This is a genomic window from Burkholderia stagnalis, from assembly GCF_039848545.1.
In the GTDB taxonomy this organism is placed as follows: Bacteria; Pseudomonadota; Gammaproteobacteria; order Burkholderiales; family Burkholderiaceae; genus Burkholderia; species Burkholderia stagnalis.
In genome coordinates this window covers 76,794-92,122 of record NZ_CP156685.1, presented here as the reverse complement: position 1 = coordinate 92,122, position 15,329 = coordinate 76,794, and the positions used below count along the sequence as shown (strand labels likewise).

Below are 15,329 nucleotides of genomic sequence, written 5' to 3'. Positions count from 1 at the left end.
TTGTGATGCAAGAGATTTCAACGAAGCCGTATCTGCTGCGCGCGCTGTACGAATGGTGCACCGATAACGGCTACACGCCGCACATCGCGGTGAGGGTCGACAATTCGACGCGCGTGCCGCGTCAGTTCGTGCGCGAAGGCGAGATCGTGCTCAACATCAGCTTCGAGGCGACGAGCCAGCTGCAGATGGGCAACGAGTGGATCGAGTTCACCGCGCGGTTCTCCGGCAAGGCGCACAAGATCGAGATTCCGGTGGCCAACGTGCTCGCGATCTATGCGCGCGAGAACGGCCAGGGCATGGCGTTCCAGGTCGACGCGGTCGCGGAGGACGGGCAGGATTCCGGCGAGTTCGCGGATGACGTGCCGGCGGATGATGCGCGTGGCGACGAGCGCGGGGCGGCGGCTCCGGGGCTCGCGCCCGTGGCCGACAGCGGCGCGAACGAGGAACCGTCGGAAGGCGCGAACGAGCCGCCGACGTCCGACGGCGACGGATCGAAGGGCGGAAGACCTCGCCTCAAGATCGTGAAATGAGGTAGAATCTCGCGCTTACGCCGGCTTAGCTCATCTGGTAGAGCAGTTGATTTGTAATCATCAGGTGGCGGGTTCGAGTCCTGCAGCCGGCACCATATCCAGCAAGGGGTTACGCGATGTTTGCGTAGCCCCTTCGCGTTTTCATTCCCGCTTGTTCTCGGCGGAAGCGGCAATGCTTGCTTCCTGCGCGTGACGCCAGACTTTCCATGCGGAAACAACGAGAATCAGCGCCAAAAGCGGAAGCAACACCGCACTCGGCATCACTCCCAGTAGCCGCCCGCCGATGAAGGCTCCCACGATAGAGCCGAGTGCCATCGCAGTCACAAACGCACGTTGGTGTTTGAGGATTTTGAAGCTTTTATCCTGGCTGTAGCGCGTAAAGCCTACGAGCATGGTCGGCAGGCTGACGGCGAGCGACAGGCTGCCTGCGAGCTTGATGTCGGCGCCAAAGAGCAGGACGAGTGTGGGAATGAGCAATTCGCCGCCGGCGACACCCATCAACGACGCGACAACACCTATGACGAATCCGGCGACGACACCAGCGATTGCTTGAGCAACGCCAGTCAGTAACGGGTGGCCCATCCCGGCGCGGTTGTGGCCGAAGACAAGTCCTGCGGCAATGACGACGAGCAAGACGGCAATGACCTTGTAGAGCGTTTCGGAGCGAAGTCGCGTCGCCCAGCTCGCACCGATCCATGCACCGATCAAACTGCCCGCGAGCAGGTTCACGACGATCGCCCAGTGTTCGGCAACCAATGTCAGCGGTATCACTTTCGTGCGGAAGACGAGCGCCGCCGCAACGACGACCAGGCTCATGGCCTTGTTCAAGATCACCGCCTCCAGTGCGACGAAGCGAAACACGCCGATCAGCATCGGCAGCCTGAATTCCGCGCCGCCCAGCCCGATCAGCCCGCCCAATGCGCCAATGACGGCGCCGCCCCCAAATGCGGCCGATCCGCTTTGTCTCATGAACTTTCCTCTTCTCGTCGAATGCGAAGTCGCGCCGAATATGGGCGAAAGTGACGGGGCAGCGCACAGTAACGCCGCGGGGATGCCTCACCGGACAACGTTTTCAATTGTCTCCTCGATGTATGCCGGATAAGGCATGGCAAGGGGCTGAAAAGTACGGCTTCCGGACTTTGCTAAGCTCAAGAAATTGGCGGTGAATCAAACCGTCAGCATTCCGCTCCCCGTCCGGCCTTCACCCTCTGCATGTCTCCATAATCCGGCGTGATGGAAATCTTCCGCGTGTCGAAGTTGATGGAGAGATAGACATGCCCGCCGGGTTCGAATCCGAACAGCTGCATGTACTCGTCGATGACGGCCATCCACGGGATGCAGGGCCGGTCCGTCGTCATGGACGGGTCGGGAGAGTTTCGGAGCGGCAACCGAAGGGTGCTCTTCCGTTCTTGTCGCTTCGAACGTGCCTTATGATCGGCGTTAGCCATGATCAACTCCTTGGTTGAGCTGGTGGTGGTCAGCGGGCCGAACGTGTTGCAGCACGCGCGGCCCGCGCTTCGCTTACTGCATGTCTTTCCTTCCCTCTGCAATCCCGTTCCTGGCGATCGGCTCGCGGATATGTTCCGGCATCCGTTTCCGACACGAATGCTGACAATCCTTCTTGCACCAGAAAACTTCTCGCGTGCCAGCCAATATAGATCGCCTCGCATATTGAGATGACCAATTGGCCAAACGGCCTATCCCCTTGATGGCAGCGCGATGAGCAGGGGCCGTTTGCGTCGCAAGAGCGTATCCTGACGAGGTGTCGTGCAACGGCGGCGAGCCCTCGGCTCCGGCCGCCGCGTGAGCGCGGCCGGCCGATCACCTGCGTCGCCCGCAACCGTTCGGGCGTCGACCTCCGGCCCACCGCGCGCGTCTTTTATGGGGGCGTCATCATGCCAGTCACGCACCATTCCGAAAGCGCCCATGCAACGGCAAGCGAGATCCGCGCGATCGTCGGTCCGGTCGAGGACGAACTGATCGCACAGATCCTCGACGTCGGCCCGACCAGCTCCGAAGTGCTGGATGCGTACACGTGGTTGCGCGCCGACGACCGCCTCGAAGGCAGGCTGGAGCGCGAATTGCACGGCAAGGCCGCGCGCGTGTTCGAGATCCTCGAACAGGACGATGCCGACGGCGACGACCGAACACGCTGAGCGTCGACCCGCATCACGACTTGCGCCGCGCGAGGCGCGACGCGGGCGTTCGCGCGCCCCTTTTTTGATGTCATGTCGACGTCACGATCACCCAATATGGTTTGACGTTCTCGTCGCGGCGGCCGCTTCGCCGTGGCGCATCTTCTCGCCCTGCGGGATCGCGACGGTTCCGCTCACGCGCTGTCCGTGACGACGCGCCCGGCCGTACGGTTTCGATGCGAACCCATCCGCATCGGGGCGTGCGCCCGCGCAGTTTCATTCCAGAAAATGATCGAAGGCGGTTCGCATCGGACCGCCCGAGACAGGGAGACAAGGACCATGTTGAGTCCGCATGAATTCTCGATGCTGCTGCGCATTGCGCGCGCGCCGGACAGCGTCGATCTGTCGAACCCGGCCTACACCGTGCTCGTCGAAAAGCATCTCGTCGACGATACGCAGGCTCGTGCGAACCCGGTCGCCGCGCGGCCGGCGCTGACGTCGATCGGGCAGGCATTGCTCGCACGCTTCGGCGAAGCCGCGTAAGCGGCAAGGGCGTGGATCGGAAGGGCGGCGCGAGATCCGGCGAAGCGCACAGCAGCCGGCAATGCCGGACCGGTCATGATGCCGGCGCTTGTCGTGCCAGGCGCTCGATCGGGCAACCGAACGATTCGCGTTCCGAACGATGAAGCGGACATCGACCGAAAGGCCGATGTCCCGCAATGCGCGTCACCCGTCCACGCGAACGGCCCGACGCGCGAAACGATGTAATCGATTACTGCGCGAGCGGCACCGTCACGTCGCTGCCGAACCAGTGCATCGAGATCTTCTTCAGCGTGCCATCCTGCTTCAGCGACGTCAGCGCGTCGTTGATCGCCTTCTCGAACTTCGGATTGCCCTTGCGGAACGGGATCGCCATCTCCTGCTTGCCGCCGTTCAGCACTGCGCCCGCGCGCAGCGGCAGGTTCGACGTCTTGATCATGTACGGCAGCATCAGCCGATCGTCGAGCGTCGCTTCGATCCGGCCGGCCGCCAGGTCGCGCAGCTTCTCGGGCGCGCCCGGATACGTCTGCACCTCGATGCCCGGCACGGTTCGCGCCATCTGGTCGTAGTTGGTGCCGAGCGTCACGCCGAGCTTCTTGCCCTTGAAATCGTCGAGCGACTTGAAGTCGCGCTTGTCGTCCTTGCGCTGGATCAGCTGCGCGGCGGAATACGTGTACGGCTGGCTGAAGTCGAGCGCTTCCTTGCGCTGCGGCGTGATCGTGACCTGGTTGACGATCACGTCGAACTTGCCGGCCTGCAGGCCCGCGATGATGCCGCTCCACTCGGTCGGGATGAACTGCGTCTTCACGCCGAGCTTGCCCGCGACGGCATTCGCGATGTCGACGTCGAACCCTTCGAGCTGCCCCGACGTGCCGCGCGAGTTGAACGGCGGATACGTGCCCTCGAGGCCGACCCTGAGCACACCGGCCTTTTTCACCGAATCCAGCAGGTCCTCTGCGTGGGCGGCCACGGCGTTGAAGCCCAGGGCCGATGCGAGCAGCAGGCCCGAAAGCAGGAATCTCGACGGTTTCATCACATATCTCCAATAGGGTGTTTTAAGAACCCGGCAGCCGGAATGCGCGGCAAATAGACACTACTCGCAACCCGGCGCGACCGATAGCCGAATTGGCCCTGATTGCAATCGCCGCGCTGGCGCCGACGGGCATGCTGCGCCGCAGCGGCGGCCATCGCCGGCCGGGCTTTGCCGGACGGCCGATCGACCGATTTACTGCCCTCCGGGCTCGCGATCGTGATTCAAACCGGTTCCTTTAAATCAGGTCATTTGTCTGATTACAGTCTCAATTTGTCGGTAAAATCGCGCGAGCGTCAAATTGACGATGCGCCATCCGAGGGTGCTTTAAAAGAAAAAAGGCTGATGCGATGAACATGCAGAACGTGATTGCCGCGCTGCGAGGCGGCTTGCTTCAGCAGGACCGCCTGCTGAAGCTCGACACGCCGCTGGGCGCCGACACGCTGACGGTGCAGCGCGCCGTCGGCCGCGCGCGGATCGGGCGGTCCTACGAATTCACGCTGGACGTGCTGGCGGCGGACGGCGATCTGGAACTGAAGAAGCTGATCGCGCAGCCGGTGACGTTGTGGATCCAGCAGGCCGATCGCAGCTACCGGCCGCGGCACGGTTACGTGCATACCGCGCGGCGGCTGGGCGCCGACGGCGGGCTCACGACCTACCAGCTCGCGTTCGCCGATTTCACCCATTTCCTGAAATTCCGCCGCGATCAGCGGATCTGGAACGACACGACCGTCGACCAGATCATCACCGACGTGCTGAACCGCCATCCGCAGGCGCAGGGCCACTTCCGCTTCGCGCTGTCGCAGCCGCTGCCGAGCCGCTCGTACACGCGGCAGCACGACACCGACTGGCATTTCGTGCACCGCCTGATGGAGGACGAGGGCCTCTACTGCGGATGGCAGCAGGCCGACGACGGCAAGTCGCATACGCTCGTGATCACCGACAACCTGCAGGCGTTCGCGCCGTTGTCGCCGGAGACGGTGCGCTTCTATCGCGCGGGCACCGCGAGCGAGGCGGATGCGTTCACGCAATGGACGGGCACCCGCACGCTGCAGAGCGTCACGCGCACGACGCGTACGTTCGACTACAAGAACCCGTCTGCGCCGTCGAACCCGAAGGGCACGACGCTGCCGACGATGGGCACGCAGGGTGAGCTGCCCGACCAGCTCGAGGTCTACGAGTACACCGGCGCGTACACCTATCTCGACCAGTCGCGCGGCGACCATCTGACGAAGGTGCGGATGGAGGAATGGGAGTCGCAGGCGAAGCGCTTCCACGCCGCGGGCGGCGTGCGCGGTATCGACGCGGGGCGGCGCTTCACGCTGTCGGACCATCCCGAGCACGATCGCGACCCGGCCGACCAGCGCGAGTTCGCGACGATCGAAGTGGCATGGTGGATCGAGAACAACCTGCCGGTGTCGAGCGACGGCGTGGCCTTCCCGCACAGCCTGCGCGATGCGCTCGCGCAGGCGCAGGCCGGCCATGCGGCCGATCCGGCGTTTCGCGTGCCGCATGGGGACGGTTCGGTGGGCTTCTATCTCGTCGAGGTCGAGGCGCAGCGCGCGAGCGTGCCGTATCGCAGCCCGTTCGAACATCGCAAGCCGGAGATGCATCTCGAGACGGCGATCGTCGTCGGGCCGCAGGGCGAGGAGGTCTACACCGACGAGCTGAACCGCATCCGCGTGCAGTTCGTCTGGGATCGTGTGAACCCGGGCGACGAGAACGCGTCGTGCTGGGTGCGCGTCGTGCAGTCGGATTCCGGCGGCGGCTACGGCGGCGTGCACATGCCGCGCATCGGCGAGGAAGTGCTGATCGACTACGTCGGCGGCGATTGCGACCGGCCGCTGGCCGTCGGCCGCGTGTACAACGGCGCGACCAAGCCGCAATGGCATAGCGACGGGATTCTGTCCGGCTACCGCTCGAAGGAATATTCGGGCGGCGGCTACAACCAGCTCGTGATGGACGATGCGACCGGCCAGAACCGCGTGCAGCTGATGAGCAGCAGCGCGAACAGCCTGCTGCATCTCGGCTACCTGATCGACCAGAACGGCAATTCGCGCGGGTCGTATCTCGGCAGCGGGTTCGACCTGCGCTCGGATGCATACGGTGCGGTGCGCGCGAGCCAGGGCCTGTACGTGACCACGCACCCGAAGGCGCCGAACAGCCAGCCGCTCGACGTGAAGGAAACGCAGCAGCAGCTCGTGAATGCCGAGAGCCTCGTCGAGTCGCTGTCGGGCGTGAGCGAACAGCACCAGGCGGAAAGCCTGAAGGACGCGCACGACACGATGCGCGCGTTCACCGATGCGACGCAGGACAGCGCATCAGGCAGCGCATCGGGCGGCCGCACGGCGGGCGGCGGCACGGGCAGCGCGAACGCGTTCAAGGAACCGGTGATGCTGTTCGGCAGCCCGTCCGGGATCGGGATGTCGACGCAGCAGTCGGTGCACGTGGTCGCGAACGATCATGTGAACGTTGCGAGCGGGCAGAGCGTGCATGTTGCGGCCGGCAAGTCGCTGCTGGCGAGCATCGGGCAGAAGCTGAGCCTGTTCGTGCAGAACGCGGGGATCAAGCTGTTCGCGGGCAAGGGCAAGGTCGAGATCCAGGCGCAGTCGGACAACGTCGAGGTGACCGCGCAGAAGACGGTCAAGGTGCTGTCGGCGACGGATCGGATCGAGATCGCGGCCGATCAGGGGATCCTGCTGACGAGCGGCGGCGGTTATATCCGCATCGCCGGCGGCAACATCGAGATCCACGCGCCGGGCGCCATCGACGTGAAGGGCGCGTCGCATACGTTCAGCGGGCCGGCGAGCAAGGGGTATCCGCTGCCGAGCCCGAGGCCGGATCAGCCGGGGCAGCTGGAGCTGCTGCACCAGTACGTGAACGGCGAGGCGGTGAAGGGCGGGCTGTTCACGGTGAGGGACGTGAACGGCGGCGTGCTGAAGAAGGGCGCGCTCGACGACAGCGGCCGCACGATCGTAAGCGGCTTGCCGCCGGGGGCGGTGCGCGTGGAGTTCGGCCAGGACCCGCGCGAATCGGATCAGCCGGCGAACTACTTCAAGGAGGCGAAGTGGCCGGCCGAGGCTGTCGCGCCGTCGCCCGACGCCGCGCAGGCTGCGGCGACGGGGCAGCTCGCCAGCCAGCTGCAGGGGATGGCGCCTGCCGCGGCAACCGCGGCCATGGGGCTCGTGAGCGGTGGCGGTGCAGGCGCTGCGTTGGGCGGGCTCGCGAGTGCTGCGCTGCCGGCCGCGGCGACAGCGCTGGGCGGGGCGGGCCTCGCGTCCGCGGTGCAGACGGCCTCGAGCCTGAGCGGCGCCGCGAAGCAGGTGGCCGGGATGGTGCAGGCGGCGCGTCAGGGCGGGCTCGCGGCGCTGGCCGCGCCGGCGGCGAATGCCGCGACGGGGGCGTTGAAGGGGGCGTTGCCTGACGTTGCCGGGATTGCCGGCAAGGGTGGCACGTCGGTGGCGTCCGCAGCGGGCGGCATGAAGCTGCCGACGAGCGGGTTCGGCGGACCGCTGAAATCCTGAGAGGGCGGCGCAGCAGCCGTCGAGAACAACGAATACAACGAATCGCGATTCGATAGAAGAACATGGCTCAACAACTCCCACCGGGCGCCGAGAAGGAACAGGCCGTTACCTGGCTCAGCGATATCTCGCCGAAGGACGTCGCGCAGGGCGGCAATCGCTTCGACGCGTGGCTGCGCAAGATCAGCGGCAATCACATCACGTTCGAGGACGTGAAGACCGTTGCCGGCGCGGTGCCGATCGTCGGCAACATCATGGCGGCGATCGACGCGCTCGGCGACATCGCCGAGATCATCCAGAAGCGCGGCGGCCAGGTGCTCGACTACATGAGCCTCGCGATCAACCTGATCGGCATCATTCCGCTGCCGCCGACGCTCGCGCCGTTCCGGATGTCGGCGCGCCCGCTGCTCGCGCTCGTGCGCAACCAGTTGCTGATCACGCGCAGCAATCTCGGCGCGGCGATCATTTCGGTGCTCGTCACGCATATCAATGCGACCTGTGCGACCGAGATCGAGGATTTCCTGAACAAGCTGAAGGCCGGGCTCGTCGAGCTGCTCAACGGGTGCGCGTCGAAGGCGGAAGAGCTGATGGTCGCGCTCGCGACGGGCATGGACAAGGCGCTGCACGGCCAGCTCTTCGACAACAGCGGCAACCTGAAGCGCGCGGAACAGCTCGCGAAGAAGATGGGCGACAAGCGCCCGTGGTACAGCACCAGCCGGGTGGGCGACGGGATCGCGTTCGCGTGGGAGGGGTACAAGGCGCTCGGCAAGACCGTCGGGAACAAGGTGACCGGCGCCGCCGCGAAGCTCGCGCCGGATGTGTGGCTCGAGCCGTTTCGCGGCACGGTGGCGTTTCTGAGGACGGAAGCGCCGAAGGTCGCGAAGTCGATTCGTTCGCTGGCAGGTAGCGAGGAAGGCAAGATGATGTGGCTCGTGATGCAGCTGATCGAGGCTGTGGGGCGGGCCAGGGCGCGGGGGAAGCTGCGTGAGCAGAATGCGGCGGTCAAGCAGGGGGGAACGGGCAAGGCGCAGAAGACGCGCGGGCAGGAAGGGCTGGATACGACCAACGGGCAGGCACCGGTGGAGGGGGCGGGTGCAAGCGACGTCAAGGGTTGCCCGATCGGACGTTCGATCGGATCTATCGATTTCGCGTTCGGTGACGAGCGATTCTCTCATATCGACTTTGAGCTTCCAGGAGCGTTGCCGCTAGTTTGGGAGCGGACGTATCGGTCGAGATTGTCCTCCTACGACAATGGGGAACTTGGCGCACGATGGATTACGCCTTACACGACCCGGATCGACGTCAAGAATGGCCAATGGATGTATCACGACACCGAAGGGCGCAGCGTCGAATATCGCGCGCTTGTGGCTGGAGATGTGCACGATGATCTGTCAGAGAATCGGACATTGTCGCGTCTTGACGATACATGGGTGACGGTTGCCTATGGTCACGCCGTACTGCGCGTGTATGAGCGTCACGGTGATGCGTTCCGCCTCGCGATGCAGAAGGACCGCGCCGGCAACACGATTACGCTCGACTACGATGCGCTTGATCGCCTTGCACGAGTGATCGATGCGAGCGGTAACGTGCTCGCCTTCGAACATGACAAGCGCGGCCGGATTGTGCAGATCGAACAGGTACTCGAAGGCGGCGAGCGTCGCACGCTCGCGCGCTACGAATACGATGCCGACGGCGATCTCGTGCGTGCGGTGGACCGTTATGGCAACGCGCGGACCTATCAATACTATCGGCACCTTGTCACACGCTATACGGACCGTACCGGCCGTGGGATGACGCTCGAATGGGAAGGCGCAAACGCTGACGACAACGCGAACGCGAAGTGCGTACGTGAATACGCGGATGATGGCAGCCTCGACATCCGCCTTGCATGGAATCCGAACATCCGCCTGACCTACGTGACTGATGCACTTGGGCAGATGACGCGGTACTACTACAACATTCACGGCTACATGTACCGGATTGTTTATCCGGACGGTAACGAGGAATGGTTCCGGCGCGACGAGCATCACAACCTCGTGCTGCACATTCTGCCGAACGGCAACGTCGAGCGGATGAGCTACGACGCGCGCGGCAACCTCACGCGCCACGAGCGGCCGGATGGCGGTATCGTCGAGATTGCCTACGACGACAAGGACCAGATGGTCCGGATGATCGACCCGAATGGCCATGTGTGGCAGCGCAAGTACGACGATGCGGGCAACCTCGTCGAGGCGCTCGACCCGCTCGAACATGCGACGAAGTACAACTACAACGATAAAGGGCTGCCGACGCAGATCACCGATGCGAAGGGTGGCTCGAAGGCTATCGAATACAACGATGCCGGGCAACTGGCGAGCTATACGGATTGCTCCGGCAAGAAGGTTGCGTGGCAATACGACGACATCGGTCGAGTGATCGAGGCGAAGGATGCTGCGGGCGGGGTAATCGCTTATCGCTACGGCGCGAACGGACAACTCGCCGAAGTTCGTTCCCCGGCAGGCGTTGAACATGTGAATTACGATGCCGAAGGCCGGTTGCTGCGGCATACCGACCAGCTCGACAGGTCGACGCGATACAGCTATGACGCAGTCGGCCGGATCGCGAGCCGCGCGGATGCGCTTGGTCAAACGCTTGCATATCGTTATGACCGCCTCGGCCGGTTGACCGCGTTGACGGATGCCAATTTCGCGACGTATCAGTTTCACTACGATCCGGCGGGGCGGTTGATCGAGGAAGTCGGTTTCGACGGGAAGTCAACACGCTACGAGTACGACTCGGAAAGCGGCAGCCTTCTCGCAGTGAACGAAGCAGGCAGCGTGACGTCGACGGAGGTCGACGCGAGAGGCCGCTTGATGAAGCGTGCGGCAGGGGAGAGCGAAGAGCGTTTCGCGTACGATCCAAGCGGTCGGTTGATCGAGGCCGCGAACCGGTATAGCCGTGTTCAATTTTTCTTCGATCCGGTCGGCAATCTCGTGCGCGAACATCATGCCTATAGTGTATTCGGCGAGTCGCGCAGTTACGTTTGGCATCACGAATACGATGAACTTGGCAATCGGCGGCGGACAGTCCGGCCAGACGGTCATGCGATCGACTGGCTGATGTACGGTTCCGGTCACGTGCACGGGATGCTGCTTGATGGCGAAGAGCGTGTTCAGATCGAACGCGACGACCTGCATCGGGAGACGGCGCGGATACTGTCGAGCAAGGTCGGTCAACGCACGATGTATGACCCGGCCGGCCGTGTGTTGCAGCAGACCGTTCAGCGGACGACGTCGCCGGCGCCATTGGCGGAGCGGCGGTATCGCTACGATGCGGTCGGGCAACTGACGCGTATCGAGGATAGCCGTCAGGGCGGAACCGACTATCGATATGATCCGATCGGGCGGCTGATCGAGGCGATTAGTCCGGTTGCGAAGGAGCGATTTGCATTCGATCCGGCGAGCAACATCATCGATCCGGTGCAGCAGCAAGCCGCGCCGGCGTCGCGCCCCAGCCCGGTGAGACCGGAGAACACGCTGCCGGTGGAGGTGCCGAAGGTACTTGGCAACCTGCTGAAGGCGTACACGGGGATGCATTTCGAGTATGACGCACGCGGGAATCTGATCCGCAAGCGTTCGCCGGCCGGTGAGCAGGAATACGAGTGGGACGAGTTCAATCGTCTGCTGGGCGCGCGCGTGGCGGAGACGTCGCGACAGAGTCAGGCGCGCTATTTCTATGATGCGTTCGGCCGTCGGATCGCGAAGGAGGTGAACGGCGAGCGGACGGTGTTCGGTTGGGATGGCAATACGCTCGCTTATGAGAGCGATGGCGAGCGCGGCACTCACTATATCTACGAACCGGGGACGTTCGTACCGCTCGCGCAATATGTGACGGAGCCGGTGGAGGGAATCGCGACACCAGTGTGGAAGAGCACCGACCGGTATGTGCCGGAGGGCGATCCGCTGCAAAAGGTGCCGGAGCGTCGGGCGGTCGCGAAGCTGTTCCATTACCACTGCGACCGGATCGGCACGCCGCAGTTGTTGACGGATGACGATGGTGACATCGTATGGGAGGCGTCGTACAAGGCGTGGGGCGAAGCGCGGGACGTGATCTCGCGGGTGTCGAAGGCGGCGGGGATCGTGCCGAGGAATCCATTGAGGTTCCAGGGGCAGCAGGTTGATGAGGAGACAGGGCTGCATTACAACCGGCATCGGTACTATGATCCGCGAACGGGCCGCTTTGTCAGCAGTGATCCGATTGGATTGGATGGTGGTGTCAATGCCCATCAATACGCGCCGAATCCGGTAGGGTGGATCGATCCGTTGGGATTGGTTCGATTTGGTGGTGGGAAAAATGTTGGGGCGCAATCGGGTCGAATTCAATCGGCTGCTAGTAAGTGTCCGTGTGAAACTGATCAGGGTGGTAGGGTGTATCACCGCAAGCCTATCGATCCGACGGAAATCGATAAAGTGCTGAGCTCTCAACAGGTGCGTGGACGGGTAACGAGGAATTACATGGCGGGGCTTGATCCAAAAGTTAAAGCGTACGAGGGCCCGCTTCCAGAGGGGGTTGCAGGGTATGAGTTCACGACAGATGTTCCGCCGGATGCTGGCCATGTGCCAGGACAGCCCACATGGTCTGGAGATCGGCCAGGCGTAATTAGAGTTGATGATGAATGGGCGGCTATTGAATGCAAAATTAGAAAGGTGAAAAGATGACGAGCAGTGATTGCGTTTGGCCTAGCGGTAATGACAAGCCGGTTTGTTTGATAAAGTTCGGGCATCGTGAATTTCATGAAAAGACAGGAGTGAATTTTGAGAACGGGGTCGATGATCTGGATGAGTATTTTGGTGGGTTTTTGATCGACTCTGATCTGGGTCCAATAAAGCTTTTGGAGTATATCAATGCTCCGATTCGCGGGATTTCTATTTATGTCGATTCTCTCCTGAAGACATCGGATGCAATGAAGGTGATTAGAAAGAAGTTCAATCTTGCAGACGAAGATGTGTTGTGGGTTAGGGAGATCGAAGATTGACGGAGATGCCTGATCGACACGCCGCAGTAGGTGAGCGATGACGTTGCCGACTTGCCTGGTGGAACTACAGGCTTGGCGGTCGCGATCCGGCATTGAGAGCGAACCATGTCTTGATCTATGACGATTCACTATCCGTCTCTCGAAGCGGCTTGCCGGGATCGTCCGGTCCGGATCGCGGACTGGGGCTACTTCAAATGCCGGGATACGGACTTGGCCGCATCGGGCGTCAAATTCTTCGACGACGTCGAGGACCCGGGGCATTGCAGACGCGCGGCATTCGCGGGGAGCAGCGGCAGTCTCGTCGTGCTGACCGTTTACGGTGATTCGAAAGGCAATGACGTCGTGTTCGCGTGCGATGCAAAAGTTGCTGGGAAAAGCGACTTGCTGAACGTGCTGCCGGAACAATTCCACCGATGGGGCGATGTGTTCGAGGTCGTGTATTTCGGGCAACCGGTCTGAGTGACCAGCCGCAGTGGGCAGCTAGATGAGCAGGGACGCCAACCGGCAACTGCATTTGAGGCTGCCGGTCGGCGCACGGCTCGCACTCGATCGAGATTACCCGGCAGCCCACCACCCCCCCACCCCCGGTCTGACCAGTCAGGCCTTCAGATCCCCCCCCACCTGTCGTTAAACAAGACGTTGCCCGCCGTTTCGGCGACCCATTCCATATCAAGCGGCAAAGGGGAGATCGACGTCATCATGCTGTCATCGATTCGCACACGGATACTCGCGACTTGCGTCGCCATCGTGGTCACGGCGCTGGCCGCCACGGGCGGCCTGGTCTATTTCGTCGTGAAGCATCACAACGACGAGGCCATCGACCAGAACCACGAGTCGATCCTCACCGGGCACGCGCTCGCGATCGACGAGTGGGTCGCGAGCCGCAGCAGGGAAACCCAGGCGCTGGCGGACACGATCGCGATCGGCGAAGGCGATCCGCTGCCGGCGCTGAAGCTGCTCGGCAAGTCGGGCGGCTTCGAGGTGCTGACGCTCGGCCTGCCGGACAAGACGGCCTTCTCGAACGTCCCGCTCAAGCCCGGCTACGACCCGACCGCGCGCCCGTGGTACCAGCAGGCGGTCGGCGCCGGCCATCTGGTCGCGACGGCGCTCTACCTCGACGCGTCGACCGGCAAGCCTGCCTTCGCGTTCGCGGTGCCCATCGTGCGCGACGGCGCCGTCAAGGGCGTCATGGCCGCCAGCCTGTTCATGCAGAGCGTGAGCGCCATCGTGACCGCCGTGCACCCGACGCCGTCGAGCTTCGCGTTTCTGGTGGACAAGAGCGGCCGCGTGATCGCCGCGCCGAAAACCGATCTGATCATGAAGCCGGCGACCGACCTGTCGCCGGCGCTGGATGCCGGGCACCTCGAAGCGCTGAAGGCGGCGTCCGAGCCCGTGGCCGTGGATATCGACGGCGCGACCAAGCTGCTGCGCGCCCGGCCGATCGCCGGCACCGACTGGTCCCTCGTGCTGGCGCTCGACAAAACGGACGTGACGACCGGCATGCGTGCCGTGGCGACCACGACGCTCGCCGCGATCCTGATCGTCGCCGTCATCGCGGCGGCGCTCGTCGGCGCGCTGACGAACGCGGCCTTCAGGCGCATCCTGCTGGTGCGCGACGCGCTCACCGACGTCGCCAGCGGCAGCGGCGACCTGACGAAACGCCTGCCCGCCGGCGGCGAAGACGAAGCCGCGCAGATCGCGCATGCGTTCAACCTGTTCGCCGAGAAAATCAGCACGATCCTGCTGGAGATCCGCGCGTTCAGCGAATCGGTCAACGTGGCGAGCGCCGAGATCGCGCAAGGCAACCAGGATCTCTCGAGCCGCACCGAGCATGCCGCGTCGAGCCTTCAGGAGACGGCCGCCGCCCTCGAGGAAATCGCCGGCACGGCCCGCAACTCGGCCGATGCGGTGACCCAGGTGAGCCGGCTGGCGGAATCGGCATCGGATGTCGCGATGCGCGGCGGCGCGGTCGTCGGCGAGGTCGTGTCGACGATGCACGACATCACGCAAGCGTCGACGGAGATCGCCAACATCATCGGCGTGATCGACGGCATCGCGTTCCAGACCAACATCCTCGCACTCAATGCAGCGGTCGAAGCCGCGCGCGCGAACGAGCACGGCCGCGGCTTCGCCGTCGTGGCGGGCGAGGTGCGCGCGCTCGCGCAGCGCAGTGCGCAAGCGGCCAAGGAGATCAAGCAACTGATCCACTCGTCGGTCGAGAAGATCGAGGGCGGCTCCGGCCTCGTGCAGACGGCCGGCGCGACGATGGACGAAATCGTCGAGAGCGTGCGCAGCATCACGAGCGTGATCGCCGAAATCACGGTCGCGGCGACGGAGCAGAGCACGGGGCTCGCGCAGGTGAATCAGGCCGTGTCGCAGCTCGATAACGCGACGCAGCAGAACGCGGCGCTCGTCGAGCAGTCGGCCGCCGCCGCGACGCTCTTGCGCGAGCAGGCCGGCAAGCTCGCGGAGACGGTCGGCGAGTTCAAGCTGGCGGAGGGGCGCAGGCCGACGCTGCAGGCCGGGTGACGGTGCTCGACGCGGTCGCTCGCCGCATGC

General features: G+C 63.7%; 11 protein-coding genes and 1 tRNA gene. 9 read left to right on the top strand and 3 right to left on the bottom strand.

All coding sequences use genetic code 11. From position 1 onward, the window contains the following. The first annotated feature begins 5 nt into the window (after positions 1-5). The gene (locus tag ABFO07_RS00415; RefSeq protein ID WP_060149841.1) at positions 6-530 is read left to right on the top strand and encodes a ClpXP protease specificity-enhancing factor; all 525 of its coding nucleotides are present in this window, start codon (positions 6-8) and stop codon (positions 528-530) included. A gap of 19 nt (positions 531-549) precedes the next feature. Next, positions 550-625: transfer RNA gene (locus ABFO07_RS00410), tRNA-Thr, on the top strand. Positions 626-671: 46 nt separating this feature from the next. Here the strand turns inward: ABFO07_RS00410 and ABFO07_RS00405 are convergent. After that, positions 672-1,541, bottom strand: coding sequence for a sulfite exporter TauE/SafE family protein (locus tag ABFO07_RS00405; protein WP_269112982.1), 870 nt, complete (start codon positions 1,539-1,541; stop codon positions 672-674). Between the two features lie 164 nt (positions 1,542-1,705). Further along, a complete protein-coding gene (locus ABFO07_RS00400; RefSeq protein ID WP_063896683.1) occupies positions 1,706-1,978 on the bottom strand; it encodes a hypothetical protein in 273 nt (90 codons plus the stop codon). A 447-nt stretch (positions 1,979-2,425) separates the two neighbouring features. Between ABFO07_RS00400 and ABFO07_RS00395 the strand changes: the two genes are divergently transcribed. Continuing rightward, on the top strand, positions 2,426-2,686 hold the full coding sequence (locus ABFO07_RS00395) for a hypothetical protein (protein ID WP_059558433.1): 261 nt from the start codon (positions 2,426-2,428) through the stop codon (positions 2,684-2,686). Between the two features lie 318 nt (positions 2,687-3,004). Beyond that, complete coding sequence (locus ABFO07_RS00390) at positions 3,005-3,208, top strand: hypothetical protein (RefSeq protein ID WP_059803036.1); 204 nt, start codon at positions 3,005-3,007, stop codon at positions 3,206-3,208. Positions 3,209-3,437: 229 nt separating this feature from the next. Here ABFO07_RS00390 and ABFO07_RS00385 read toward each other — a convergent pair whose 3' ends face one another. Next, on the bottom strand, positions 3,438-4,238 hold the full coding sequence (locus ABFO07_RS00385; protein WP_059803034.1) for a transporter substrate-binding domain-containing protein: 801 nt from the start codon (positions 4,236-4,238) through the stop codon (positions 3,438-3,440). 347 nt (positions 4,239-4,585) lie between these two features. Between ABFO07_RS00385 and ABFO07_RS00380 the strand changes: the two genes are divergently transcribed. From ABFO07_RS00380 to ABFO07_RS00360, 5 genes are all read left to right on the top strand, one after another. Further along, positions 4,586-7,759, top strand: coding sequence for a type VI secretion system Vgr family protein (locus tag ABFO07_RS00380; protein WP_347468022.1), 3,174 nt, complete (start codon positions 4,586-4,588; stop codon positions 7,757-7,759). A gap of 62 nt (positions 7,760-7,821) precedes the next feature. Next, a complete protein-coding gene (locus tag ABFO07_RS00375) occupies positions 7,822-12,453 on the top strand; it encodes an RHS repeat-associated core domain-containing protein (protein ID WP_347468020.1) in 4,632 nt (1,543 codons plus the stop codon). Next, a complete protein-coding gene (locus tag ABFO07_RS00370) occupies positions 12,450-12,770 on the top strand; it encodes a hypothetical protein (protein ID WP_155628867.1) in 321 nt (106 codons plus the stop codon). The genes ABFO07_RS00375 and ABFO07_RS00370 overlap by 4 nt, the downstream gene beginning before the upstream one ends. A gap of 117 nt (positions 12,771-12,887) precedes the next feature. Beyond that, positions 12,888-13,229, top strand: coding sequence for a hypothetical protein (locus tag ABFO07_RS00365; RefSeq protein ID WP_347468018.1), 342 nt, complete (start codon positions 12,888-12,890; stop codon positions 13,227-13,229). A 240-nt stretch (positions 13,230-13,469) separates the two neighbouring features. After that, on the top strand, positions 13,470-15,299 hold the full coding sequence (locus tag ABFO07_RS00360) for a methyl-accepting chemotaxis protein (protein ID WP_059996198.1): 1,830 nt from the start codon (positions 13,470-13,472) through the stop codon (positions 15,297-15,299). The last annotated feature ends 30 nt before the right edge of the window (positions 15,300-15,329 follow it).